The sequence below is a fragment of the Mesorhizobium sp. J428 genome (assembly GCF_024699925.1).
Lineage (GTDB): Bacteria > Pseudomonadota > Alphaproteobacteria > Rhizobiales > Rhizobiaceae > Mesorhizobium_A.
Genome location: NZ_JAJOMX010000001.1, coordinates 4,345,227 through 4,366,379 on the forward strand (window position 1 = coordinate 4,345,227; position 21,153 = coordinate 4,366,379).

At 63.6% G+C, this 21,153-nt stretch carries 24 protein-coding genes and 2 pseudogenes; 15 read left to right on the top strand and 11 right to left on the bottom strand.

The genetic code is table 11. The features are described from left to right. Positions 1-5: 5 nt before the first annotated feature. Together LRS09_RS21795 and LRS09_RS30100 are read right to left on the bottom strand one after the other, a co-directional pair. Positions 6-836, bottom strand: a complete 831-nt coding sequence (locus LRS09_RS21795; RefSeq protein ID WP_308240327.1) for a GNAT family N-acetyltransferase — start codon at positions 834-836, stop codon at positions 6-8. Between the two features lie 5 nt (positions 837-841). Further along, a complete protein-coding gene (locus tag LRS09_RS30100) occupies positions 842-1,123 on the bottom strand; it encodes a hypothetical protein (RefSeq protein WP_308240328.1) in 282 nt (93 codons plus the stop codon). Between the two features lie 143 nt (positions 1,124-1,266). On the opposite strand from LRS09_RS30100, the gene LRS09_RS21800 reads away from it, so the two are divergent. Then, the gene (locus LRS09_RS21800; protein WP_257808996.1) at positions 1,267-2,325 is read left to right on the top strand and encodes a polysaccharide deacetylase family protein; all 1,059 of its coding nucleotides are present in this window, start codon (positions 1,267-1,269) and stop codon (positions 2,323-2,325) included. Between the two features lie 3 nt (positions 2,326-2,328). On the opposite strand, the gene LRS09_RS21805 is transcribed toward LRS09_RS21800, so the two are convergent. Beyond that, positions 2,329-2,538 carry a DUF2842 domain-containing protein gene (locus tag LRS09_RS21805; RefSeq protein WP_085464972.1) on the bottom strand — a complete coding sequence of 70 codons (210 nt, stop codon included), beginning with the start codon at positions 2,536-2,538 and terminating at the stop codon, positions 2,329-2,331. A 134-nt stretch (positions 2,539-2,672) separates the two neighbouring features. Between LRS09_RS21805 and LRS09_RS21810 the strand changes: the two genes are divergently transcribed. Continuing rightward, the gene (locus LRS09_RS21810) at positions 2,673-3,758 is read left to right on the top strand and encodes a COX15/CtaA family protein (protein WP_257808997.1); all 1,086 of its coding nucleotides are present in this window, start codon (positions 2,673-2,675) and stop codon (positions 3,756-3,758) included. On the opposite strand, the gene argC is transcribed toward LRS09_RS21810, so the two are convergent. Both argC and speB read right to left on the bottom strand, forming a co-directional pair. Continuing rightward, positions 3,755-4,687, bottom strand: a complete 933-nt coding sequence (gene argC / locus LRS09_RS21815; protein ID WP_257808998.1) for an N-acetyl-gamma-glutamyl-phosphate reductase — start codon at positions 4,685-4,687, stop codon at positions 3,755-3,757. The genes LRS09_RS21810 and argC overlap by 4 nt on opposite strands. A gap of 80 nt (positions 4,688-4,767) precedes the next feature. Next, positions 4,768-5,718 (bottom strand): agmatinase, encoded by a 951-nt coding sequence (gene speB / locus LRS09_RS21820; RefSeq protein WP_257808999.1) that lies wholly within the window; start codon positions 5,716-5,718, stop codon positions 4,768-4,770. A gap of 143 nt (positions 5,719-5,861) precedes the next feature. On the opposite strand from speB, the gene LRS09_RS21825 reads away from it, so the two are divergent. The 3 genes from LRS09_RS21825 (at position 5,862) to LRS09_RS21835 (ending at position 8,255) form a co-directional block, all read left to right on the top strand. Then, positions 5,862-6,896 (top strand): glycerophosphodiester phosphodiesterase family protein, encoded by a 1,035-nt coding sequence (locus tag LRS09_RS21825; protein WP_257809000.1) that lies wholly within the window; start codon positions 5,862-5,864, stop codon positions 6,894-6,896. A gap of 118 nt (positions 6,897-7,014) precedes the next feature. Beyond that, positions 7,015-7,770 carry an acyltransferase gene (locus tag LRS09_RS21830; protein WP_257809001.1) on the top strand — a complete coding sequence of 252 codons (756 nt, stop codon included), beginning with the start codon at positions 7,015-7,017 and terminating at the stop codon, positions 7,768-7,770. Then, the gene (locus LRS09_RS21835; protein ID WP_257809002.1) at positions 7,767-8,255 is read left to right on the top strand and encodes an acyltransferase; all 489 of its coding nucleotides are present in this window, start codon (positions 7,767-7,769) and stop codon (positions 8,253-8,255) included. The genes LRS09_RS21830 and LRS09_RS21835 overlap by 4 nt, the downstream gene beginning before the upstream one ends. Before the next feature lie 69 nt (positions 8,256-8,324). On the opposite strand, the gene rpsI is transcribed toward LRS09_RS21835, so the two are convergent. The 3 genes from rpsI to LRS09_RS21850 all read right to left on the bottom strand — a co-directional run bounded on the left by rpsI (position 8,325) and on the right by LRS09_RS21850 (position 9,969). Then, positions 8,325-8,801: a 30S ribosomal protein S9 gene (rpsI, locus tag LRS09_RS21840; RefSeq protein WP_257809003.1), complete on the bottom strand. Its 477-nt coding sequence runs from the start codon at positions 8,799-8,801 to the stop codon at positions 8,325-8,327. A gap of 2 nt (positions 8,802-8,803) precedes the next feature. Further along, positions 8,804-9,265, bottom strand: a complete 462-nt coding sequence (gene rplM, locus LRS09_RS21845; RefSeq protein WP_257809004.1) for a 50S ribosomal protein L13 — start codon at positions 9,263-9,265, stop codon at positions 8,804-8,806. 245 nt (positions 9,266-9,510) lie between these two features. Further along, complete coding sequence (locus LRS09_RS21850; protein ID WP_257809006.1) at positions 9,511-9,969, bottom strand: carboxymuconolactone decarboxylase family protein; 459 nt, start codon at positions 9,967-9,969, stop codon at positions 9,511-9,513. Between the two features lie 139 nt (positions 9,970-10,108). Here LRS09_RS21850 and LRS09_RS21855 point away from each other — a divergent pair, with 139 nt between their 5' ends. Then, on the top strand, positions 10,109-10,996 hold the full coding sequence (locus tag LRS09_RS21855; protein WP_257809007.1) for a sigma-70 family RNA polymerase sigma factor: 888 nt from the start codon (positions 10,109-10,111) through the stop codon (positions 10,994-10,996). Between the two features lie 4 nt (positions 10,997-11,000). Here LRS09_RS21855 and LRS09_RS21860 read toward each other — a convergent pair whose 3' ends face one another. Together LRS09_RS21860 and LRS09_RS21865 are read right to left on the bottom strand one after the other, a co-directional pair. Further along, positions 11,001-11,444, bottom strand: a complete 444-nt coding sequence (locus LRS09_RS21860; protein WP_257809008.1) for a PaaI family thioesterase — start codon at positions 11,442-11,444, stop codon at positions 11,001-11,003. A gap of 11 nt (positions 11,445-11,455) precedes the next feature. Then, the gene (locus LRS09_RS21865; RefSeq protein WP_257810286.1) at positions 11,456-12,364 is read right to left on the bottom strand and encodes a crotonase/enoyl-CoA hydratase family protein; all 909 of its coding nucleotides are present in this window, start codon (positions 12,362-12,364) and stop codon (positions 11,456-11,458) included. Between the two features lie 62 nt (positions 12,365-12,426). Between LRS09_RS21865 and LRS09_RS21870 the strand changes: the two are divergent. The 6 genes and pseudogenes from LRS09_RS21870 (at position 12,427) to LRS09_RS21895 (ending at position 16,243) form a co-directional block, all read left to right on the top strand. Further along, positions 12,427-13,250: pseudogene (locus LRS09_RS21870) on the top strand (enoyl-CoA hydratase). A 1-nt stretch (position 13,251) separates the two neighbouring features. Next, complete coding sequence (locus tag LRS09_RS21875) at positions 13,252-13,485, top strand: methionyl-tRNA formyltransferase (protein ID WP_257809009.1); 234 nt, start codon at positions 13,252-13,254, stop codon at positions 13,483-13,485. Continuing rightward, entirely contained in the window at positions 13,485-13,913 is a 429-nt protein-coding gene (locus LRS09_RS21880) for a VOC family protein (protein WP_257809010.1), read from the top strand. The genes LRS09_RS21875 and LRS09_RS21880 overlap by 1 nt, the downstream gene beginning before the upstream one ends. Before the next feature lie 44 nt (positions 13,914-13,957). Further along, positions 13,958-14,479 (top strand): CoA-binding protein, encoded by a 522-nt coding sequence (locus LRS09_RS21885; RefSeq protein ID WP_257809011.1) that lies wholly within the window; start codon positions 13,958-13,960, stop codon positions 14,477-14,479. A 141-nt stretch (positions 14,480-14,620) separates the two neighbouring features. Next, positions 14,621-15,896 (top strand): annotated as a pseudogene (locus LRS09_RS21890) (O-acetylhomoserine aminocarboxypropyltransferase). A 2-nt stretch (positions 15,897-15,898) separates the two neighbouring features. Beyond that, complete coding sequence (locus LRS09_RS21895) at positions 15,899-16,243, top strand: cupin domain-containing protein (protein ID WP_257809012.1); 345 nt, start codon at positions 15,899-15,901, stop codon at positions 16,241-16,243. On the opposite strand, the gene LRS09_RS21900 is transcribed toward LRS09_RS21895, so the two are convergent. Further along, positions 16,233-17,552 (bottom strand): cytochrome P450, encoded by a 1,320-nt coding sequence (locus tag LRS09_RS21900; protein WP_257809013.1) that lies wholly within the window; start codon positions 17,550-17,552, stop codon positions 16,233-16,235. The two genes, LRS09_RS21895 and LRS09_RS21900, sit on opposite strands and share 11 nt — an antisense overlap. A gap of 127 nt (positions 17,553-17,679) precedes the next feature. Between LRS09_RS21900 and LRS09_RS21905 the strand changes: the two genes are divergently transcribed. The 3 genes from LRS09_RS21905 to clpX all read left to right on the top strand — a co-directional run bounded on the left by LRS09_RS21905 (position 17,680) and on the right by clpX (position 21,111). After that, positions 17,680-18,783 carry an FAD-binding oxidoreductase gene (locus tag LRS09_RS21905; RefSeq protein ID WP_257809014.1) on the top strand — a complete coding sequence of 368 codons (1,104 nt, stop codon included), beginning with the start codon at positions 17,680-17,682 and terminating at the stop codon, positions 18,781-18,783. A 135-nt stretch (positions 18,784-18,918) separates the two neighbouring features. Then, the gene (locus LRS09_RS21910; RefSeq protein ID WP_085467680.1) at positions 18,919-19,551 is read left to right on the top strand and encodes an ATP-dependent Clp protease proteolytic subunit; all 633 of its coding nucleotides are present in this window, start codon (positions 18,919-18,921) and stop codon (positions 19,549-19,551) included. Between the two features lie 294 nt (positions 19,552-19,845). Continuing rightward, entirely contained in the window at positions 19,846-21,111 is a 1,266-nt protein-coding gene (clpX, locus tag LRS09_RS21915; protein ID WP_257809015.1) for an ATP-dependent Clp protease ATP-binding subunit ClpX, read from the top strand. Positions 21,112-21,153: the final 42 nt, after the last annotated feature.

Here is a 21,153-nt window from a genome sequence, read left to right on the forward strand (position 1 = left end):
CGATCTCAATCGTCCTCGGCCGGCGGCGTTGCCGTCTGCCGGCGCAGCCGCTTCACCAGCGCCCAGGCCACGCGGTTCTGCTTGATGGCGCGCTTGATCGCCGTAACGCTGGACAGACCCGCAGCAAGGATACGGCCCTTGGCGGAGACGGGAACGACGATATCAAGGTGACGCGTTTCGATGTTGCACCAAAGCCTTTTGTAAGGCTCGTCCCCAACCGAGAAGTCATAAATGTCGAAGCCCTGTTCGCAGGCTTCGTGGATGTTTTGGTAGAACAGGAATTCCCCTGGACTGACGAAGGCCAGTTCGTCCTCGGCAATCCCTCCGAATTCGCAGACAAGGCGATCGCCCGACCGGCTCGACCCGGTGATCGCTCGCAATGTCCCGCCGACTTCGAGCCCGTGCAACACGAAGGGCGGTGGCGATATGGACAGCGCGTCGGTAAACAGCTTGCGAAAGAAAGCCTGCACGCCGGGTGGCGCGAAAACGTCGGCGATCCCCATCTTGCGGAAACGTTTGGCCTTCATCTCGTAGAAGCGCTCCAGAAGCATGTCGATTTCTTCGGGCGTGCGTGCTTCGATGCGACGGAAACCACCCGCCGCTTCGAACTTGCGCGTCTGGGAGCGATGCTTCTTGCGTTTACGCTTGCCGCTCGCGCGATCGAGCAGCGCCTCGAACCCGCCGTCGAGACAGACGGCGAGCGCGACGTTGGGGCTTTCGCTGCTTGGAAGCGCGGCAAGCGGAGACGTTACGCCGCCGAGCTCTTTCAGCGTCCGCTCGAGATAAATGAGATCGACGTCGGGACGAATTGCTTTCACCGCAGCGGCCAGATGCATGCGGGTCAGAGTCCCGAGCCCTCGCGGAAGGCGGGGAAATTACCAGCAGCGTGGCTTCCGCCCATGAAGCGGGCGATCCGGAACGGGCCTTTCCGCACCACTTCAAGCGGCAGTGTCACGATCGGGCCGGTGTCGGGACCGGCCGAGACGACGAACGTATCCTCGCCCGAGACCTCCCTCCACGCCGTGACCCAACTGGCTGTCTGCGCCGGGGCTACGACCCGCCCATCAACCAGTGCAGAATAGTCAGCGGGCGCGACAGTCATGTTCATCGTTGGGCCGTCCATGGCTCTGCTTCTGTCGCGTCCGGCTAAATTCGGTTGCATGCGCGAGAGTTGCGTGGACGCGTCAACCATACTTCAATCCTTGCCCGATACGGTGCCTCGGCGCGTCTTCCGGCGCGATGAAACTACGCTGCAAAGGTGAATCAATGATCGACAGGGGGGAGTTGCTGCGAAAGCTCGCCCTCAACATGGCGAGATTCAGCGGTCTCGGTGCGTTGGCAGCGCGGTTCACTGCGGGTTCCGGCGCGATCCTGATGTTGCACCGTGTCACGCGCGATCCGGCTTTGCCGTCGGGCATCAACCGGCACCTGGCGATCACGCCCGAGTTCCTCGACGCAGTGCTGTGCGAAATGAAGACGCTCGGCTTCCGCTTCGTGTCGATGGACGAGGTGCCCGACCTTCTGTCCGCGCCGGCCAGCCCGGAACGTTTTCTCGCCATCACCGCCGACGACGGCTATCGTGATAATGTGACATGCGCTCTGCCCGTGCTCGAGAGGCACGCCGCGCCGATGACGATCTATGTCGCGCCGGCCTTGATCGAAGGAACGATCGACCTCTGGTGGGACGTGCTGGAGGAGATCGTCTATCGCAGCGACCGGCTCTATATCGACACCGCCAGGGGGCTTATGGCTGTCGATGCATCGACACCGGCCGACAAGATACGTGCCAATATCGCGATCCATGATTATCTGACGACGGAGTTGCCGGAAGAGGAGCAGCGCCGCGTCATCCGTGCGCTCGCGTCGGCGACGGGAGTGGATCATGCGCGGCCTTCGCGCGAGACGCTGATGACCTGGGACGAGGTGAGGCAGGCCTCCCGGCATCCGTTGCTGACCATCGGCGCCCACACGCTCCATCATTTCAATCTCAAGCGCCTGTCGGAGGAACAGGTCCGCCGCGAAATGCGCGACGGCGTTAAATATCTCGAGATCGAGCTCGGCCAGACGCCGCGCCACCTTGCCTATCCCTATGGCTACGAGTCCGCGGTGGGAGCGCGCGAGGCACGGATTGCGGCCGAACTCGGCTTTGCGACCGCCGTCACCACCCGGCACGGCGTGCTCTATCCCGCTCATGCCGGTCATCTCCACGCCTTGCCGCGCATTTCCCTGAACGGCCGATACCAGCAGGTTGGCCACATCAAGACGATGGTCAACGGCGTGACGGCCCCGCTCGCCAATCGGGGCAGGGCATTCGTGACGGTGTGAGGTTCAGGCCTTCGGCTGCTTCACCATCCACTTGATGATGCCCATCGCCGGCAGGATCCACAAAAGCCCCGTCAGCAGGAAATAGGTCAGGTGCACCAGCGGCCCGGACTCGCCAAGCCGGGCGACGGCGACCGTCGTGGCGATCCAGGCATAGAGGATGACGAGCACGATCAGCAGCACGGTTCCGATCAGCTTGCGGATGCGGACGGGCATGGGGTTTCCTTTCGCGCTCCCTATAGTCTCGGTAGCCGGTCGTCGTAAAGCGCGACCGCGCGACCGCTTGTCACGCGACAGGGCGGCCCAAAGAGGGTATCGGCTGCGACATGGCTGCCGTCGGGACGACAGGAATGGCAACGTCTGCTGCGATCGATACATCTGCCGCGCGCCGTCGTGAGGCGAGTTCGCGCCGCGCTGTGCGGATATGGCTCTATGTCGTGCTCGTCGTGCTGTTCGCGCTGTTTATCGTTGGCGGCGCAACGCGCCTGACCGATTCCGGCCTGTCCATCACGGAATGGAAGCCGATCCACGGCGTCATCCCGCCGCTCAGCGAGGCGGAATGGCAGGAAGAGTTCGATCTCTACAGGCAGATTCCGCAATACCAGCAGATCAACAAGGGCATGAGTCTCGACGAATTCAAGTCGATCTTCTGGTGGGAGTGGGCGCACCGGCTCATCGCACGGCTTGTCGGCGTGGTGATGGCTTTGCCGCTCGCCTTCTTCTGGCTCACCGGGCGGCTGGAAAGCCAGTTGAAACCGCGTTTACTTGGCCTTTTCGCGCTGGGCGGCTTCCAAGGGTTTATCGGCTGGTGGATGGTGGCCTCGGGCCTCAGCGAGCGCGTCAGCGTCTCGCAGTACCGGCTGGCGGTGCACCTCACGCTTGCCTGCATTATCTTCGCCGCCGTGATGTGGGTCGCGCGAGGGCTCGCACCGCATTCCGAAGAACCGGCGTCGTCCGGCACGCGCCGCTTGGCCGGCGCTATGGCGATGCTCGTCCTCTTCCAGATCTATCTCGGCGCGCTGGTCGCCGGTCTCGATGCTGGCATGGCCTACAACACCTGGCCACTGATGGACGGAAGCGTGGTGCCGGGCGACCTGTTCGTACAGCAGCCGTGGTGGATCAACCTGTTCGAGAACCCGAAAACCGTGCAGTTCGTGCATAGGCTTGGCGCCTATCTTGTGCTGGCGGTTGCAATTGTCCATGCGGTCGCGTCGTGGCGCGCCGATCCCGGCACCACGCATGCGCGCCGCGCGGTTCTGTTGCTCCTGATGATCGTGGCGCAGGCTGCGCTGGGCATCACGGCGCTGGTGCTCGTAGTGCCCTTTGGCTGGGCGCTGCTGCACCACGCCTTCGCGATCGTGGTGCTCGGCTTCGCGGTGGCCCATTGGCGCGGCACGGTGGGAGAATACCCGCGTCCCGCGCTGCGTGGAGCTTAGGCGCGCAGCATCAAGTCCATGTTCTGCACCGCCGCGCCCGAGGCACCCTTGCCGAGATTGTCGAGCGATGCGACCAGATTCGCCTGGCCCTTGCCCTCGGTGCCGAGGACGAAGAGCTTCATGCGGTCGGTGCCGGCAAGCTCGGTCGGGTCGAGGCGCGCAAGCTTCGCGCTTTCCTCCAGCGGGACGACCTCGACGATAGACTGGCCCGCATAGTGCGACGCCAACGCGTCATGCAGCCTGGAAAGCGTCGGCGCACCGTTCAACTCGTCGAGGAACAGCGGCACCTGCACCAGCATGCCCTGCGCGAAGCGGCCGACACTTGGCGAGAAAAGCGGACGACGTTCGACCAGCCCGTGCAACTTCATCTCGGCGACGTGCTTGTGCTGCAGTGGCAGGCCGTAGAGGAAATGCGGTGCGGCGATGTGATCCGGGTTCGACGGGTCCTCCATCTGTGCGATCATCTGCTTGCCGCCGCCGGTGTAGCCGGACACTGCATTGACCGTGATCGGATAGTCCGCCGGCAGGAGTCCAGCCGCAACGAGCGGGCGGATCAGTCCGATCGCACCGGTTGGGTAGCAGCCGGGATTGGCGACTAGCCGCGCGGACGCGATCCGCTCGGCCTGCGCCTTGTCCATTTCCGCGAAGCCGTAGGCCCAATCGGGATGGACCCGGTGTGCAGTCGACGTGTCGATAATGCGGGTCGAGTTCTGCCCTTCGAGGATGGCGACGGATTCCTTCGCGGCGTCGTCCGGCAGGCAGAGGATCGCGATGTCTGCGCTCTTGAGGAAATCCTCCCGCGCGGCGCGGTTGCGCCGTTCGGCTTCCGGGATCGACAGCACGTCGAGATCGTGGCGCGCGGCTAGGCGTTGCCTGATCTGAAGGCCGGTTGTGCCGTGTTCGCCGTCGATGAAGATTTTCGGTTTCATGCCGTGGTCCGGAAAGTGAGGTCGTTCAGATGGTTACGCCAACTGCCGGAATCAATCCGGCAGGCCGTTGAATCGATGCCTTAGCCGCGCGCCCTTCGCGCCGAAAGCAGACCGAGATAATACATCGCGATGTTGGACGCCGCGATCGAGGTGATGTCGGCATGGTCGTAGGCAGGCGCAACCTCGACGACGTCGGCACCGACCATGTCGAGCCGGTCGAGCAGCCGCAGCACCGACAGCATTTTGGCTGATGACGGGCCGCCCGCAACCGGAGTGCCGGTGCCGGGTGCGAAGGCCGGGTCCAGACAGTCGATGTCAAAGGTGACATAGGTCTTGCGGCCAGCCGTCCGTTCGAGGATCGCATAGGCGATGTCCGCGGCGCGCAGTTCCTCAACCTCGTAGCCGTAGAGTATTTTTATCCCGCAATCCGTCGGCGCATGGGTGCGGATGCCGATCTGGATCGAGGTTTCCGGATCGATCACGCCTTCGCGTACAGCGCGCAGGACAAAGGAACCGTGGTCGATACGCCTGCCGTCGTCGTCCCAGGTGTCCTGGTGGGCGTCGAACTGCACGACAGAAAGCGGGCCGTATTTCGCCGCATGCGCTTTGAGGATCGGCCAGGTGATAAAATGGTCGCCGCCGAGCGAGAGCAGGAACGCGCCGTTGCGGATCAGCTTCGCCGCCTCACGCTCGATGATGCCGGGCGTCTTCTGGTGGTTACCCGAATCGAGCAGGCAGTCGCCGTAGTCGACCACGGCGAGCCGGTCGATGAACTCGTCGTTGAACGGATATTGCGCGTCGTTGTCCATGATCGCCGAGGCGCGCCGGATCCCTTGCGGTCCGAAGCGCGCCCCCGGGCGGTTCGTTACAGCTGCGTCGAACGGGATGCCCCAGACGATCGCGTCGGCGCCCTTCACGTTCTTCGAGTATTTGCGCCGCATGAAGGACAGCGCGCCGGCATAGGTCGGCTCGTAGGACGCGCCGGCAAAGCCGCGCGCGACGAAGGCATTGTCGATCGAGTTCGCGGCCATGGGCGTCCTTCCTCTGTCGCGGCGGAACCTATCCCGCGTCCACGACGGTATCGCAACAGGAAAAAGCGTCATCTTCGCTTCATGCGCCTGTCACCCGGCGCCGGTACGAGCCGCTCCAGATAGCGGCGGAGCGATTCGAACGCATGCGCGCAATAGTCGGCGGCATCCTCCTGTCAGTCCTGTTCGGAAGCGGGCTCGCCCTTGCGGAGACCGGGCGTATTGGCGAAATCCGCGAGCGCCTGACAAGCGCCAACCATTGGCGCGATCATGTGATGGTCGTAGCGCACCGCGCCGGCGGGTTGCAGGCGCGAAAGTCGCGCTTTCCGGAGAATTCGCGCGCTGCGCTCGCCGACGCGATCTCGGTGGGCGTCGAGATGGTCGAAATCGACGTGCAGAAATCCTCGGACGGGACCTATGTCGTGATGCACGACACGTGGCTCGACCGCACCACCGATTGCCGCGGCCAGGTCGCGGAACGCAAGCTGGCCGAACTGCGAGCCTGTCGGCTGGTTGTCGAAGCGAGCGGCATTCCCGCAGACGAAACCATTCCGACCCTCGCCGAATATCTCGAAGCCGCGCGAGGCCGCATCATGGTGAACATCGACAACAAGCTCGCGCCCGGCGAACTCGTCGGCATGACGCAACTCGCCGAACGGCTCGGTCTCGCCGACCATGTCGTGGTGAAGCTCAACCTCTGGAACGAGGAGCGTATCGCCGAAGCGCACCGGCTGATCGGCTTGATGCCGCGTGGTATCACGTTCATGCCGATCGTGGCGGACGACGCCGTTCGCGATCCGGCGCTGCTGGAGCGCGTGGCGAGTGCGGTGTCGGCTGATGCGGTGGAACTGATCGCCTGGCACGGCGACGGTCAGCCGATGACGCCCGACGGTGGTCCGCTCTTCGGCGCCAGGGCACGTGCCGTGGCAGTCCGGGGCGGCTGGCATCTCTGGGTCAACACCTACGCCATCGTCAACAAGAGCGCCGGCATGCTTGCCGGCGGCCGTGGCGATCAGCTTGCCGTTGAAGCCGACCTGCCTGACGAAGCATTCGGATTCTGGGTCGACCGGGGCGCGACCATCATCCAGACCGACGAGCCCAGCGCAGCGATCCGCTGGCTCGACGCCAACGGCTATCGGCGGCCCTATGCCTCCGGCGCGCGACAGGCTGCAGCGAGGTAGCGCTCCCCCGACTTGTCACTGCAGTTGGCCCCTCTCTTGCAACGGGCGGGAGACGGAAGCGACGACACGTCTACCTGTCTCCCTATGCGACAGACGTGATCGAAGGCAGGGGAAAGCGGTGGCGAAGGAAGTCAATACGGCACAGCAAGCGCCTGTCGCCCACGCCGATGGCCCGGTCCGGTTCGAGGCTCTGGACAGCTGGCGCGGCCTGGCGGCCGTCTTCGTGATCCTCTTCCACGCGCAGGTCGCGAGCCACATCCGGGATGCCTCGTTGGTGCGCGCCGGCGAGATGTTCGTCGATTTCTTCTTCGTGCTGTCCGGCTTCGTGATCGCCCATGCCTATTCGGGGCGCTTGGCGACGGGGGCAGATTTCGGCCGATTCATTGTGCTGCGTATCGGGCGCGTGTTCCCGTTGCACCTGGCGATGCTGGTGATGTTCATCGTGATGGAGACGGGCAAATCTCTTGCTCCCGGTCTTGGCGCGGCTGGGGATGCGCCGTTCACAGGCACGAATGACCTCCTGGCGATTCCGACCAACATTCTCCTCCTGCAGGTCGGCACGCATGACCAACTTACCTGGAACACGCCAGCCTGGAGCATCGCGGCCGAGATGGTCGCCTATGTCTCCTTCGGGCTGGCCGCTCTATTGCTGGGGCGCTTCCTGTGGGCGGCGGCGATTGCCGGAGCTCTCCTGTCGGGGTGGGCACTTTGGACATTCGCGCCACACGGCATGGAGTCCACCTACGACTTCGGTCATCTGCGCGCGATTTACGGCCTTTCGATCGGAGCTTTGCCTATAGGCTCGTGGCCGACGGCTCCACTCGTTCCTATTCGCGGACGTCGGTCGACCAGGGGATCGTCAATCCGACGTTGATCGAGATCGCGGTGGTCGTCCTGGCACTCGTATTCGTGAACTATGCCTACCGCACTCCCGCGGCCTTCGCCGCACCATTCGTCTTCGCACTCGTGGTGCTGGTCTTCGCCTCGGAGAAGGGAGCGGTCAGTTCGGTCCTTCGCAGGCGGCCATTCGTCGCTGTAGGCGTCGCCTCCTTCTCGATCTACATGGTTCACATGTTCCTCGTCATGCGGGTGATCAATGTCGCGCGTCTTGCGGACAAGCTGACCGGTACCGGCACGGTTGCACCGATGGGACCGGGGGGCGAGGGGGTCGATCTTGGCAATCCATTTGCCGGCGATCTGCTTGTGCTGGGGATCGTGGGCATGACGATAGCCGTCAGCTTCGTCACCTATCGGATGATCGAACGGCCGGGGCGCGACTGGTTCCGCCAGCAGGCGGATCGGCTCTTCAGCAGGAAGAGCGAGTCGATCGAACGTGTCGCGCCGTCGAGTTCGGCCTGACGGGAAGGCGGAAATCCAAAACAAAAGGCCGCCCGAAGGCGGCCTTTCCATCTGGTATATCGAAGAGGCTTAGCGCTTCGAGAACTGGAACGAACGACGGGCCTTCGCCTTGCCGGTCTTCTTGCGTTCCACCGTGCGCGAGTCGCGGGTGAGGAACCCGCCCTTCTTGAGCACCGAGCGCAGGGCCGGCTCGTAATAGGTCAGCGCCTTCGAGATGCCGTGGCGCACCGCGCCCGCCTGACCGGAGAGGCCGCCGCCCTGGACCGTGGCGACGATGTCATACTGGCCGTTGCGGTTCGAAGCGACGATCGGCTGCTGCAGGATCATCTGGAGCACCGGCCGCGCGAAGTAGGCCTTGAACTCCTTGTCGTTGATGATGATCTTGCCCGAGCCGGGCTTGACCCAGACGCGAGCGATCGCGTCCTTACGCTTGCCGGTCGCGTAGGCGCGGCCCTGCTTGTCGAGCTTCTGGACGTGGACCGGAGCGGCCGGCTGGACCGAAGCCGCGACCGTGCCGAGCTGGGAGAGAGAGCTGAGATCAGCCATCGTTAGGCCCTCTTGTTCTTGCGGTTCATTGCCGCGACGTCGAGGACGACCGGCTGCTGGGCCTCATGCGGGTGTTCTGCACCGGCATAGACCTTGAGATTCTTCATCTGGCGACGGCCGAGCGGGCCGCGCGGGATCATGCGTTCGACGGCCTTCTCGACCACGCGCTCGGGGAAACGACCCTCGAGCAGGTCGCGCGCGGTGCGCTCCTTGATGCCGCCCGGATGGCCGGTGTGCCAATAGTACATCTTGTCGGTGTACTTCTTGCCGGTGAGCGCCACCTTGGCTGCATTGACGATGATGACGTTGTCGCCGTCGTCGACGTGGGGGGTGAAGGTCGGCTTGTTCTTGCCGCGCAGGATGTTGGCGACGATTGAAGCAAGGCGGCCGACGACGAGACCTTCGGCGTCGATGAGCACCCACTTCTTCGTCACATCCGCAGGCTTCTGCGTGAATGTGGACATGGTGTCTGCTTTCGGTTCGGACCCGGACGGCCGAGGCCGGAACGGGCGTTTCTTGTTGCTTGCGTTGGCGGTTTGACGCCAACAACGAAACGGCGGCCCGGAGGCCGCTGTTCCGGACAGGCTTATAGGCGAGGGAACCGATGCCGTCAACAATCGGATCGGAACCGAGCCGAAAAGAAAGTCAACAAAAACAGTGGATTACGGTAGAGGTAATATAATACCCCATGTGTGCTGCTCTTACGCTGCTAGTTCCACCTTTGCCCGGCGACCTGCTTAACGGCGGCATTGAGACGGTTCCAGACATTGATCTGCGCGATCTGCAAGACGAGAGCGGCCAGCGCGGCTTCATCGTAATGGCTGGCAGCCTCGGCCCAGACAGCATCGGAAACCGCCTCGGCCCGGTCGGCTAGTCGCGTCATCTCCTCCGTCAGCGCGAGCGCCGCCCGCTCCGCATCCGTGAAGTACGGCGTGTCGCGCCAAGCGGCAACGGCGAAGATCCGCTTGAAGTCCTGTCCGGCCTGCTGGAGCTCGTGCGCATGCATGTCCACGCAGACGCTGCATCCGTTGATCTGGCTCGCGCGCAGGTGGACGAGCTTGCGCGTGACATCGGGCAGGCCCTCGACGGAGGTCGCCTTGTCCAGGGCGTGAAGGGCCTTCATGGCCTCCGGAAGAACGAAGACGGGGTGCCTCATTCGAGCTTGCATGATCATGTTCCTCTTTCCGTTTTAGTGGGTCCAGGCAACATTGCCGGGATTCGCGACGCGGGCGTCTGCCGTGCGTTTGTCACATCGGCTGCGATCCGTTCGTCATGACCATGACGGAACGCGAAGAGGGAATGTGACCATGACGGCGAAAAATCTTCTGGCGGCACGGTTCGCCGCCGATCGGGCCCGCCTTGAATCGGTGGCCTACCGAATGCTTGGTTCCCGGAGCGAGGCGGAGGATGCCGTCCAGGAAGTCTGGCTGCGGCTCGACCGTGCAGATCCGGACACGATCGGCAACATAAGCGGCTGGCTCACCACCGTGGTTGCGCGGATCTGTCTCGACATGCTGCGGGCGCGCAGGTCACGCCGCGAAGAGTCTTTCGAAGTCCTGCCCGGAGAAGCAATCGAGATCGACCGATCCCTCTCCGTTCCGCCTGCCTCACCTGAAGATGAAATTGCCATGGCGGATTCGGTCGGACTGGCCATGCTGGCGGTTTTGGAGGCGCTCGATCCGGCGGAACGGGTCGCCTTTGTCCTGCACGACATGTTTGCGGTGCCGTTCGAAGACATTGCGTCAGTGATCGGGCGTTCGCACGATGCCACCAGGCAGTTGGCCAGTCGCGCGCGCCGTCGGGTCCAGGGGACGAAACCGGACGGGGAGATCGACCGTGCGCGCCGCCGTGAGATCGTCGATGCCTTCATCGCCGCCTCGCGTGGCGGCGACTTCTCGGCCCTGCTGTCCCTCCTTGCCCCCGACGTGGTGCTGCGGGGCGACGATGCCGCGATCAGGCTGGGTGGCCGCCCGGAAGTCCGTGGTGCCACTGCGGTGGCGGAATTCTTCAATGGTCGCGCAGCGACGGCGCGCCCCGCCCTTGTCGATGGAACGGTCGAGGTGGCCGTCGTCCCCGGCGGACGGCTCCTGTTCGTGCTGCGGCTCGATATCGCCGATGGGCAGATCGCCGGCATAGAAGCTATTGCGGAGGCAAACAGTCTCGCCGGGCTCGAAGTGGAAATCCTGGAGGATTGACGGGTCAGCCTTTCTTCGGCGGGATCGCATAGGTTCCCGTCGCATGCGCCACGGTGGCGCCGTCGGCGACGATGTCGATGTCGAACACCATCAGGTTCTTCCCGAGCTTGAGGATACGGCAATGTCCGTCGATGGGTCCGGGACCGGCCTTGCGCATGAAGTTGATGTTCAGGCTGGTAGTGACGGCCAGCGCCTCGCGGCCTATGTGGCTCAGCACGCAGGCATAGCCGCCGATGTCGGCGAGCGTGAAAAGGCATGGGCCCGACACCGTGTCCCCGGGGCGCAGGTGCCGCTGGTTGGCGTTGAGCCGGACGGTGCATTCGCCCGGCTTCACGTCGATCGCGACATAGTCGGAATACTGGTCGTTGAGCTGCGGATAGACGACGTTCAGATAATCGTTGATCTCGTCTGCGGTCATAACCGGGGTAAGCGCGGTCTGCTTCGGCATGAATCGTCCAGCTATTTCGTGTGGTTGATCGGGCGGTTGGTCGTCCAGTCGAAGGTGCCGAGGTCGCGTTCGCGCACGGCCTGCTTCCAGCCGACCTCCTCGGCGCGGTGCTTGAAGTTGATGCCCTCGGGTGAGTGGCGTGTGATGCCGTCAAAGATGGTCGCGAACATCTGTGTCTGCTTCAGCCCCATCGCCTCGATCGCCTGGTTGACGACCAGCTTCTGCATCATCAGCTGGTTGACCGGCACCGTCGCCATCCGCTCCGCCAATCGCTCGACTTCGGCGTCGAGGCTCGCGCCCGGCACGGATTTGAGCACGAGGCCGATTCGCTCCGCTTCCGTGCCCTTGATCCGGTCGCCGGTGAACAGCATTCGCTTGGCGCGCTCCGGTCCGAGGCGATAGACCCACATTGCCGTCGTCGGGCAGCCCCAGACGCGCACAGGCATGTAGCCGATCTCCGCTTCGTCCTCGATCACGATCATGTCGCAACAGAGCGCGATGTCGGAGCCCCCGGCCACCGCGAAGCCGTGCACCTTGGCGATCACCGGCCGATGGGAGCGCCAAAGCGACATGAACAGCTCGGTGTTGCGCATCATGAAGGCATAGTCCTTCATCGGATCCCACGGCATGTCCTGTGTCGCCGCGTGGCCGGCGCCCCCGGTCGCCTGCGCGTAGTAGGCGAGGTCGTAGCCGGCGCAGAAGGCGCGTCCCGCGCCCGAGAGGATGATGACGTGGATACCCGAATCGGCATTGGCCCGTTCCACGCAGTCGGCCAGTTCCACCGGCAACAAATCGTCGATCGCGTTCATCGCGTCGGGGCGGTTGAGCGTGATCCGGCCGATCCGACCGTCCTTTTCAAAGAGAACCCTGGACACGCGCTCCTCCCGTTGCGGCTTCCGTTTTCGTAAACGTAAGAGAATTCAGCGGTGGCCATCAAGCCGGGCCGTGCTATTTCTCCCTTCGTTGTTCGAAGGAGGTGGCGATGGCCGAAGTCGTGGCGATCAGGCGCGAGGAGCCGGAGGGGTTGGTGTGGCAGTCGCGCGAGGGCAAGGTGCTGCGCTTGACGCTCGCCAACAGGCCCGCCAACGCGCTGTCGCTGGAGATGATGGCCGCCATGCAGCAGGCGCTCGACGAGGCGCGCGATGACAAGGGCGTGCGCGTTGTTGTGATCGCCGCGGCGCCCGGCAAGGTGTTCTGCGCCGGCCACGATTTGAAACAGATGACCGCCGGACGCAACGCGCCGGACAAGGGCGAAGCCTTCTTCGAAGAGACCTTCGCGGCCTGCTCGGTGCTGATGCAGTCGATCGTGCGCCATCCCAAGCCAATCATCGCCGAGGTGGACGGCATAGCGACGGCCGCCGGCTGCCAGCTCGTCGCTTCGTGCGACTTGGCGATCGCGTCCCAGCGCTCCACCTTCGGCGTCAACGGCATCGATGTCGGCCTGTTCTTACTACGCCGGGCGTAGCTCTGGCTCGCGGTATGAAACGCAAGCACGCGATGGAGATGCTGCTCACTGGAGAGATGGTCGACGCCGCCACTGCGCGTGAGTTCGGCATCGTCAACCGTGTCGTGCCGGAGGAGTATCTGACTCAGGTCGTGAACAAATACGCCCAAGTCATTGCCGCCAAATCACCCCAGGCAGTCGCGTTCGGCAAAAAGGCCTTCTACGATCAGGTCGAGATGGGGCTGGAGGACGCCTATGCTTATGCCGGACGGGTGATGGTCGACAACCTGCTCGCTCGCGACGCCGAGGAGGGGATCGACGCTTTCATCTCAAAGCGCAAGCCGATCTGGACGGAGGAATGAGATGGCCCGCATCGATGCGTTTGGACGGGCAGAGTTGCAACGCATGCAACTGCATGATCCGGTTGAGGCAAAATTTTACGTGAGTGAGGTTGACGGCAGGAAGCTGCTTCAAATCTCAACATTTGGGCGGCCAACTCGCGATATGCCTGGGAAGGTCAGTCAGACGATCCAGCTAGACGAGGCGGGCGGGCGCGAGCTTTTTGCGATCCTGAAGTCGACGTTCGGATTCAAGTGATGGACCCCCGCATCTCCATCGTCACGATCGCAGTGGACGATCTCGACCGCTGCGCTGCCTTCTACGAAGCGATGGGCCCGAAGCGCCACAGGGGCATCACCGACGGCGTCGCCTTCTTCCAGATGGGCGGGGTGATCCTCGGACTGTTCTCCCGCCCCGCCGCCGAGGAAGACAGCAGCGTAACCTTTGGCGACGGTGTTTCGCGCGTCTATCTCGCCTACAATACCCGTTCGCGCGAAGAGGTCGCGGAGGTGCTGGACAGGGCGCAGACGGCCGGCGGCCGCGTCGTCAAGCCGGCGCAGAAGGCGTTCTGGGGCGGCTGGTACGGTTACTTCGCCGATCCGGAGAACAATCTCTGGGAGGTCGCCCATAATCCCGATTTTCCGATCGCTCTCGACGGAACGATATCGCTTCCGCCGGAGGCCTAATCCCTCCATGAAGCGCGTCAGCGCCATTCACTTGAAGAACCCGCATGCATCACGACGCTTATGAGAATTCCTACATTTCCGGCATCCTGAACTCGGTGAAGACGATCGCCATCGTCGGCGCCTCGGCCAACGACGTGCGGCCGAGCTTCTTCGTCACGAAGTATCTCGTCGACAAGGGCTACGACGTCTACCCGATCAATCCGGGCCATGCCGGCAAGGAGATCCTCGGCCGCATGACCTATGCGAAGCTGTCGGACGTGCCGGTGCCGATCGATATGGTCGACATCTTCCGCGCCTCGAGCGCAGTGCCGCCGATCGTCGACGAGGCGCTTGCGCTTTCTCCGCTGCCGAAGGTCATCTGGATGCAGTTGACCGTCCGCCATGATGAGGCGGCCACGAGGGCTGAGGCGCATGGAATCAAGGTGGTAATGAACCGTTGCCCGAAGATCGAATACGGCCGACTTTCGGGCGAGATCGGCTGGAACGGCGTCAATTCCGGTACCATCAGTTCCAAGAAGCCGATCCTGCGCCAGGGCTTCCAGAGTTTCGGCATCCGCCAGAAATAGCACGGCGTTTCGCGCCGCCGTCCGGAACGGGCCTTTTCCGGCCGTTCGGCGGCCAAAAGCGGAAAAAACGACTTTGCTTTCGTGCCCCGCCTTTGCGAAGACTGGCGCGGATTTCAGACACGCATCCGAGGGAGGATCCCCATGCCAGGTTTCGACACGCTTGCCATCCACGCCGGCGCCAAGCCGGATCCCGCCACCGGCGCGCGGGCCACGCCGATTTATCAGACCACCTCCTTCGTCTTCGATGATGTCGACCACGCCGCCTCGCTGTTCGGGCTAAAGGCGTTCGGCAACATCTACACGCGAATCATGAACCCGACCCAGGCTGTGCTGGAGGAGCGCATCGCCGCGCTCGAAGGTGGCACTGCTGCTCTCGCCACGTCCTCCGGACATGGCGCGCAACTGCTCGTTTTTCACACCATCATGCGACCGGGCGAGAACTTCATCGCCGGCAAGCGCCCTTTACGGCGGCTCGATCAACCAGTTCGGTCACGCCTTCAAGAATTTCGGTTGGGAAGCACGCTTCGCCGACACGGACGATCTCGCCGGCCTCGAAGCGCTGATCGACGACAAGACCCGCGCGATCTTCGTCGAGAGCCTCGCCAATCCGGGCGGCACCTTCGTCGACATCGAGGCGATCGCGAAGATAGCCCACAAGCACGGCCTGCCGTTCATCGTCGACAACACCATGGCCTCGCCCTATCTCGTGCGGCCCATCGAATACGGCGCCGATATCGTCGTCCACTCGCTGACCAAGTTCATCGGCGGCCACGGCAATTCGATGGGCGGCATCATCGTCGACGCGGGCACGTTTGACTGGTCGAAGAGCGGCAATTATCCGATGCTCTCCGAACCGCGTCCGGAATATGCCGGCCTTGTCCTGCACGAGACCTTCGGCAACTTCGCCTTCGCCATCGCCTGCCGCGTGCTCGGCCTGCGCGACTTCGGCCCGACCATCTCGCCCTTCAACGCCTTCCTCATCCTGCAGGGCGTCGAGACGCTCTCGCTGCGCATGGAGCGTCATTGCGAGAACGCGCTGAAGGTCGCCGAATGGCTGTCGACGCAGCCGCAGGTCGCCTGGGTCTCCTATCCGGGGCTACCGTCCGACCCGAACAACAAGCTGAAGCAGAAATACTCGCCGAAGGGCGCAGGCGCGGTGTTCACCTTCGGCTTGAAGGGCGGGTTCGACGCGGGCGTGAAGGTGGTCGAGGGTGTCGAACTGTTCTCGCACCTCGCCAACATCGGCGACGTGCGCTCGCTCATCATCCACCCTGCTTCGACCACGCACCGCCAGCTTTCGGACGAGCAGAAGATCGCCGCCGGCGCTGGTCCCGACGTCATCCGCCTGTCCGTGGGCCTGGAAAACGTCGACGACATCATCGCCGACCTCAAGCAGGCGCTGGCCAAGGCCGGCTGACGATGCCGGCCCTCTTCCTGAAGGTAGACACGAGCGGCGTGCCCGAAGAGGGCGCGCCGCCGGCCGACCGGATCATTGCGGGCAACCCGCGCACCCGCACCTGGAACGTCGAGGAGGCCGAAGGCGGCCTCTATGCCGGCATCTGGGAGGCGACGCCGGGTAAGTGGCGGATCTCCTACGACGAGTGGGAGTTCTGCCACATCCTGACGGGCATATCGGTCGTCTCGGAAGATGGCGGCGCGGCGGTGACCGTGAAGGCCGGCGACAGCTTTGTCCTCAGGCCTGGCTTCAAGGGAACATGGGAAGTCCTTGAAACGACTCGCAAGGAATATGTGATCAGGCTGTAGGGGCGGTCGGATTAGGCTCGGTCTCGCCTCGAAGTCTTGATCGGGCAGAATGGTCAGTCCGATGCCGCTTCCTCCTCGCTTCGACTGAGCGGTTGATACCGCGGTACCTCCACCATTCGACCTTCAGGCGCTCAAGGCCGTGGAAATGGTAGCTGTCGCGATAGGCCGGCTCGTAGGCGAGCCGCAGCGTCGGCAAGCGGTCGAACAGCACCTTGAGCGCCACCTGCAGCTCGAGCCGCGCGAGCGGCGCGCCGATGCAGAAATGGATGCCCGCGCCGAAGGAGACATTCTTCTGGTCCGGCCGGCCCGGCAAGAAATGCCGCGGCGCATCGAAGGCGGCAGGATCGTTGTTCGCAGCGCCGAGCAGGAGGCCGATCTGCTGCCCCGGCTCGATGATCGCTTCCGGCGTCAGTTCGACACGTTCGGACGCGTAGCGCGTGAACATGTGTAGCGGCGGGTCGATGCGCAGGCATTCCTCGACCGTCGCTCCCGTTGCCTCCGGCGTCTCGAAGAAGCGCCTGGGATCGCCGCCTTCGGCGAGAATCGTCCGCACCGCATTGCCGATCTGGTGCACGGTCGCCTCGTGCCCCGCATTGAGCAGCAGCACCGCCGACGAGACGAGTTCTGCATCGGAGAGGCGGTCGCCGCCATCGCGCGCAGCAACCAGAAGGCCGAGCAGGTCGTCGACCATGCCGTTTCGCCGCCGTTCGACCTCGCTGCGGATGAAAGACGCGAAGTCCCGCGCTGCTGCGTTGGCCGCAAGTTCAGTCGCCCGAGTCGGTGCGTGCATGTACATCTCCACCATCCGGTTTGACCATTCCACCAACTGCCCCGCCATGTCGGTGGGTGCGCCGAGCATTTCCGCAATCACGATGCTGGGCAAGGGCGTTGCGAAGGCAGGCAGCAGGTCGATCTCCGCCTCGTCTTCGAACCTGTCGATCAACTGGTTGGCGAGCTGTTCGATCCGCGGCCGCAGCCGCTCGACCTGGCGCGAGACGAAGGCACGATTGACCAGCGTCCTCAGCCGCGTATGGACCGGCGGCTCCAGTTCAAGCATCGAGCCGGCCTCGAGCGCATCGAAATCGGCAAGGTGGGCGCGGTCCTTTTCCGCGGTCACCGACGCCATGTATCCGCCGGGACGCTCGCGTCCGAACCGCTTGTCGCGCAGCGCGCGGTTTACCTCGTCATAGCCGGCCAGGCACCAGAACCCGTATTCCTCCCAGAAAAAGACGGGGGCGGTGCCCTGCAGGAAGGCATAGGCGGCATAGGGATCCTGGATGAACCGGCCGTCGTGCGGATCGATGCGCACTTGCCGTGTGGCGGGAGTGGGATGGAGATAAGGGGGGGCAGATCATCGGGGTGTTGTAACCTGCCTTGTAAAGGACGGGCCAGCCCGTATTCTCCCGCGGTCAGTGGGTTAGTGAAGGGGGAGGCGGATGGAGGTCGTTGTCGTCGGCGCCGGCATCGCGGGCCTCTCCAGCGCCTGGTCGCTCGCCAAGCGCGGGCATCGAGTCACGCTCTTGGAGCAGGGGGCGATCCCCAATCCGCTCGCCGCTTCCGGCGACCATCACCGCATCATCCGCCGCGCCTATCCATCCGGCAGCGGCTACGGCCGAGCGATCACAGAAGCCTACGCTGCCTGGGATGAGATGTGGGCGGATCTCGGCCAGCGCCACTACGATCCGCGCGGCTTTGTCTGCGTCTCGCGCGAGCCGGGCGACGAAGCGGAGGACTATCTCGAAGGATTGAAGGAAGGGGGCTTCCCGTTCGAATTGATGACGGCGCAGGAGGCATCGTCGCGCTGGCCCTTCTTCGATCCGGAGACTATCCGCTATGCCTACTTCTCCGAGGAAGGCGGCGCGCTGCATTGCCGGCGCATCGCGCTCGGCCTCGTCGAATGGCTGCGCGCCAATGATGTGGACGTGCGCGAAAACGCGAAAGTCGCTTCGGTGGACGTCGAGGCCGGCCGCGTGACCCTCGCCGGCGGCGAGGCGGTTACCGCCGATCAGGTTGTGGTCACGGCTGGTGCCTGGGTGACGAAACTGTTTCCTGATCTCGCATGGACCCTTTCGACCCAACGCACCGCGCTTGCGTATCTGGAGCCGCCGTCAGACCTGAAAGAAGCTTGGGAGAAGGCGCCGGTGATCCTCGACGTCGGCGGCAAGGTCGACGGTTACATCATCCCACCCTCGGGTGGGGGCGGACTCAAGTTCGGCACCGGGTTGCACAAGCGGGTGAATCCGGACGCCGATGCCGACCGTGTCCCACGACCGGGAGAGGGCGCCGAGATCCTGTCCCATTTCTCGCCGCCTATCGCACGGCTGGACGAGTACGGGGTGCTTGAGGTCGTCACTTGCGCCTACACTTTCACCGCCGACGAACGCTTCTTTGCAACGCGCAAGGGCAGGGCGCTGGTCGTCTCGGCCTGCTCCGGCCATGGCTATAAGTTCGGCGCGGCGGTTGGCCGTCGCGTTGCCGATGCGGTCGAGGACGGTGACATCGACAGGCTCGTGCGCTGGCTGAGGGCGGAAACGGTGTAAACCATGCCTGCGCTTTCGGGCAGGATGGGGCCGCGCACCCTTGCGCTCGGTCAAGCGCCGGACATATCTAGGACAAACCACCCGCCGCGATTCCGCCGCAACGGCGCCGAAATCGCCCTCGCAAAGGGACAGTCGATGAGAGACCCGGTCGAAACCTACATGAACCTCGTTCCGATGGTCGTCGAACAGACCAATCGCGGCGAGCGGGCCTATGATATCTTCTCGCGGCTGTTGAAGGAACGCATCATCTTCATCACCGGCCCGGTCGAGGACGGCATGGCGACGCTGGTCTGCGCGCAGCTCCTCTTCCTCGAGGCCGAGAACCCGAAGAAGGAAATCAACCTCTACATCAACTCGCCGGGCGGCGTGGTGACCTCGGGCATGGCGATCTACGACACCATGCAATTCATCAAGCCGGCCGTGTCGACGCTGTGCATCGGTCAGGCGGCTTCGATGGGCTCGTTGCTGCTGTGTGCCGGACACAAGGACATGCGCTTTGCGACGCCAAACGCGCGCATCATGGTGCATCAGCCCTCCGGCGGCTTCTCCGGCCAGGCTTCGGATATCGAGCGGCACGCGCAGGACATCATCAAGCTGAAGCGCCGCCTGAATGAAGTCTACGTCAAACACACCGGCAAGGACTACGACATGATCGAGCGGACGCTCGACCGCGACCACTTCATGACGGCCGACGAAGCGAAGGATTTCGGCTTGATCGACCGCGTCATCTCCTCTCGCGAGGCGGTCGACGCGGCCCCCTCCGCATGAAGTGATTGGATGTGCGGCAGGCAGAAGACGGATTTTCACGAAGCTGCGTCAATTCTGTCACATTTTGCTGTTCCCACCTTCGACGCGAAGCCCTACGTTAATGCTCTGTAGAGTTTCGACGCCTTAGCCTTGGCATGGGGAGCTGCGAATCGTTGCCGCATTTTCTGATTTGTGTTTCGTTCGGAAATGTCGTGAATCGCGCCGACCCGCTGTGGAGAACGGCGATGCCAGACGCGATGGCAAGCCGTTTCGGATCGGCGATCGCGGATACGCGGCAGTGAAAGGACTTGGACGATGAGCAAGGTCAGCAACAGCGGCGATTCGAAGAATACGCTCTACTGCTCCTTCTGTGGGAAGAGCCAGCACGAGGTCCGCAAACTGATCGCCGGACCGACCGTATTCATCTGCGATGAATGCGTCGAGCTGTGCATGGACATCATCCGCGAGGAGAACAAGACCTCGACGCTGAAGTCGCGCGAGGGCGTTCCGACTCCGCAGGAGATCCTCAAGGTCCTCGACGACTATGTCATCGGCCAGCCCTACGCCAAGCGCGTGCTGTCGGTGGCTGTTCACAACCACTACAAGCGTCTGGCGCATGCTTCGAAGTCGAACGACGTCGAGTTGGCCAAGTCGAATATCCTGCTGATCGGCCCGACCGGCTGTGGCAAGACGCTGCTCGCCCAGACGCTCGCCCGCATCATCGACGTGCCCTTCACGATGGCCGATGCAACGACGCTGACCGAGGCTGGCTATGTCGGCGAGGACGTCGAGAACATCATCCTGAAGCTGCTCCAGGCCGCCGACTACAATGTCGAGCGCGCCCAGCGCGGCATCGTCTACATCGACGAGATCGACAAGATCAGCCGCAAGTCAGATAACCCTTCGATCACCCGCGACGTGTCGGGCGAGGGCGTCCAGCAGGCGCTGCTCAAGATCATGGAAGGCACGGTCGCTTCCGTGCCGCCGCAGGGTGGCCGCAAGCACCCGCAGCAGGAGTTCCTGCAGGTCGACACCGCCAATATCCTGTTCATCTGCGGTGGCGCGTTCGCCGGCCTCGACCGCATCATCTCGGATCGTGGCCGCAAGACCTCGATTGGTTTCGGTGCGCTCGTCGCCTCGCCGGAGGATCGCCGCACCGGCGAGCTCTTCCGCATGGTCGAGCCGGAGGATCTGCTCAAGTTCGGCCTCATCCCGGAGTTCGTCGGCCGCTTGCCGGTGTTGGCGACGCTCGAAGACCTCGATGAGCCGGCGCTGATCCAGATTCTGACCGAGCCGAAGAACGCTCTGGTCAAGCAGTATCAGCGCCTGTTCGAGATGGAGAACGTCGAGTTGACCTTCCACGAGAGCGCGCTGACGGCTATCGCCAAGCGCGCCATCGAGCGCAAGACCGGTGCGCGCGGCCTGCGCTCCATCATGGAGGCGATCCTGCTCGATACGATGTTCGAGCTGCCCGCCCTCGACGGCGTTCAGGAGGTTGTGATCTCCGATGAGGTCGTGAACGGCAATGCGAGGCCGCTCTACATCTACTCCGAGAAGGAGCAGAAGAGCGCGAGCGCGTGATCGCTTCGCTCCTGGAATGCTTGCAGACGGCGCCTACGGGCG

What these genes read in the sequence shown, in the direction of transcription:
- LRS09_RS21795 (WP_308240327.1), bottom strand. Translation starts at nt 836, where the DNA reads ATGCATCTGGCCGCTGCGGTGAAAGCAATTCGTCCCGACGTCGATCTC.
- LRS09_RS30100 (WP_308240328.1), bottom strand. Translation starts at nt 1,123, where the DNA reads ATGGACGGCCCAACGATGAACATGACTGTCGCGCCCGCTGACTATTCT.
- LRS09_RS21800 (WP_257808996.1), top strand. Translation starts at nt 1,267, where the DNA reads ATGATCGACAGGGGGGAGTTGCTGCGAAAGCTCGCCCTCAACATGGCG.
- LRS09_RS21805 (WP_085464972.1), bottom strand. Translation starts at nt 2,538, where the DNA reads ATGCCCGTCCGCATCCGCAAGCTGATCGGAACCGTGCTGCTGATCGTG.
- LRS09_RS21810 (WP_257808997.1), top strand. Translation starts at nt 2,673, where the DNA reads ATGGCAACGTCTGCTGCGATCGATACATCTGCCGCGCGCCGTCGTGAG.
- argC (WP_257808998.1), bottom strand. Translation starts at nt 4,687, where the DNA reads ATGAAACCGAAAATCTTCATCGACGGCGAACACGGCACAACCGGCCTT.
- speB (WP_257808999.1), bottom strand. Translation starts at nt 5,718, where the DNA reads ATGGCCGCGAACTCGATCGACAATGCCTTCGTCGCGCGCGGCTTTGCC.
- LRS09_RS21825 (WP_257809000.1), top strand. Translation starts at nt 5,862, where the DNA reads ATGCGCGCAATAGTCGGCGGCATCCTCCTGTCAGTCCTGTTCGGAAGC.
- rpsI (WP_257809003.1), bottom strand. Translation starts at nt 8,801, where the DNA reads ATGGCTGATCTCAGCTCTCTCTCCCAGCTCGGCACGGTCGCGGCTTCG.
- rplM (WP_257809004.1), bottom strand. Translation starts at nt 9,265, where the DNA reads ATGTCCACATTCACGCAGAAGCCTGCGGATGTGACGAAGAAGTGGGTG.
- LRS09_RS21850 (WP_257809006.1), bottom strand. Translation starts at nt 9,969, where the DNA reads ATGCAAGCTCGAATGAGGCACCCCGTCTTCGTTCTTCCGGAGGCCATG.
- LRS09_RS21855 (WP_257809007.1), top strand. Translation starts at nt 10,109, where the DNA reads ATGACGGCGAAAAATCTTCTGGCGGCACGGTTCGCCGCCGATCGGGCC.
- LRS09_RS21860 (WP_257809008.1), bottom strand. Translation starts at nt 11,444, where the DNA reads ATGCCGAAGCAGACCGCGCTTACCCCGGTTATGACCGCAGACGAGATC.
- LRS09_RS21875 (WP_257809009.1), top strand. Translation starts at nt 13,252, where the DNA reads ATGGCCCGCATCGATGCGTTTGGACGGGCAGAGTTGCAACGCATGCAA.
- LRS09_RS21880 (WP_257809010.1), top strand. Translation starts at nt 13,485, where the DNA reads ATGGACCCCCGCATCTCCATCGTCACGATCGCAGTGGACGATCTCGAC.
- LRS09_RS21885 (WP_257809011.1), top strand. Translation starts at nt 13,958, where the DNA reads ATGCATCACGACGCTTATGAGAATTCCTACATTTCCGGCATCCTGAAC.
- LRS09_RS21895 (WP_257809012.1), top strand. Translation starts at nt 15,899, where the DNA reads ATGCCGGCCCTCTTCCTGAAGGTAGACACGAGCGGCGTGCCCGAAGAG.
- LRS09_RS21905 (WP_257809014.1), top strand. Translation starts at nt 17,680, where the DNA reads ATGGAGGTCGTTGTCGTCGGCGCCGGCATCGCGGGCCTCTCCAGCGCC.
- LRS09_RS21910 (WP_085467680.1), top strand. Translation starts at nt 18,919, where the DNA reads ATGAGAGACCCGGTCGAAACCTACATGAACCTCGTTCCGATGGTCGTC.
- clpX (WP_257809015.1), top strand. Translation starts at nt 19,846, where the DNA reads ATGAGCAAGGTCAGCAACAGCGGCGATTCGAAGAATACGCTCTACTGC.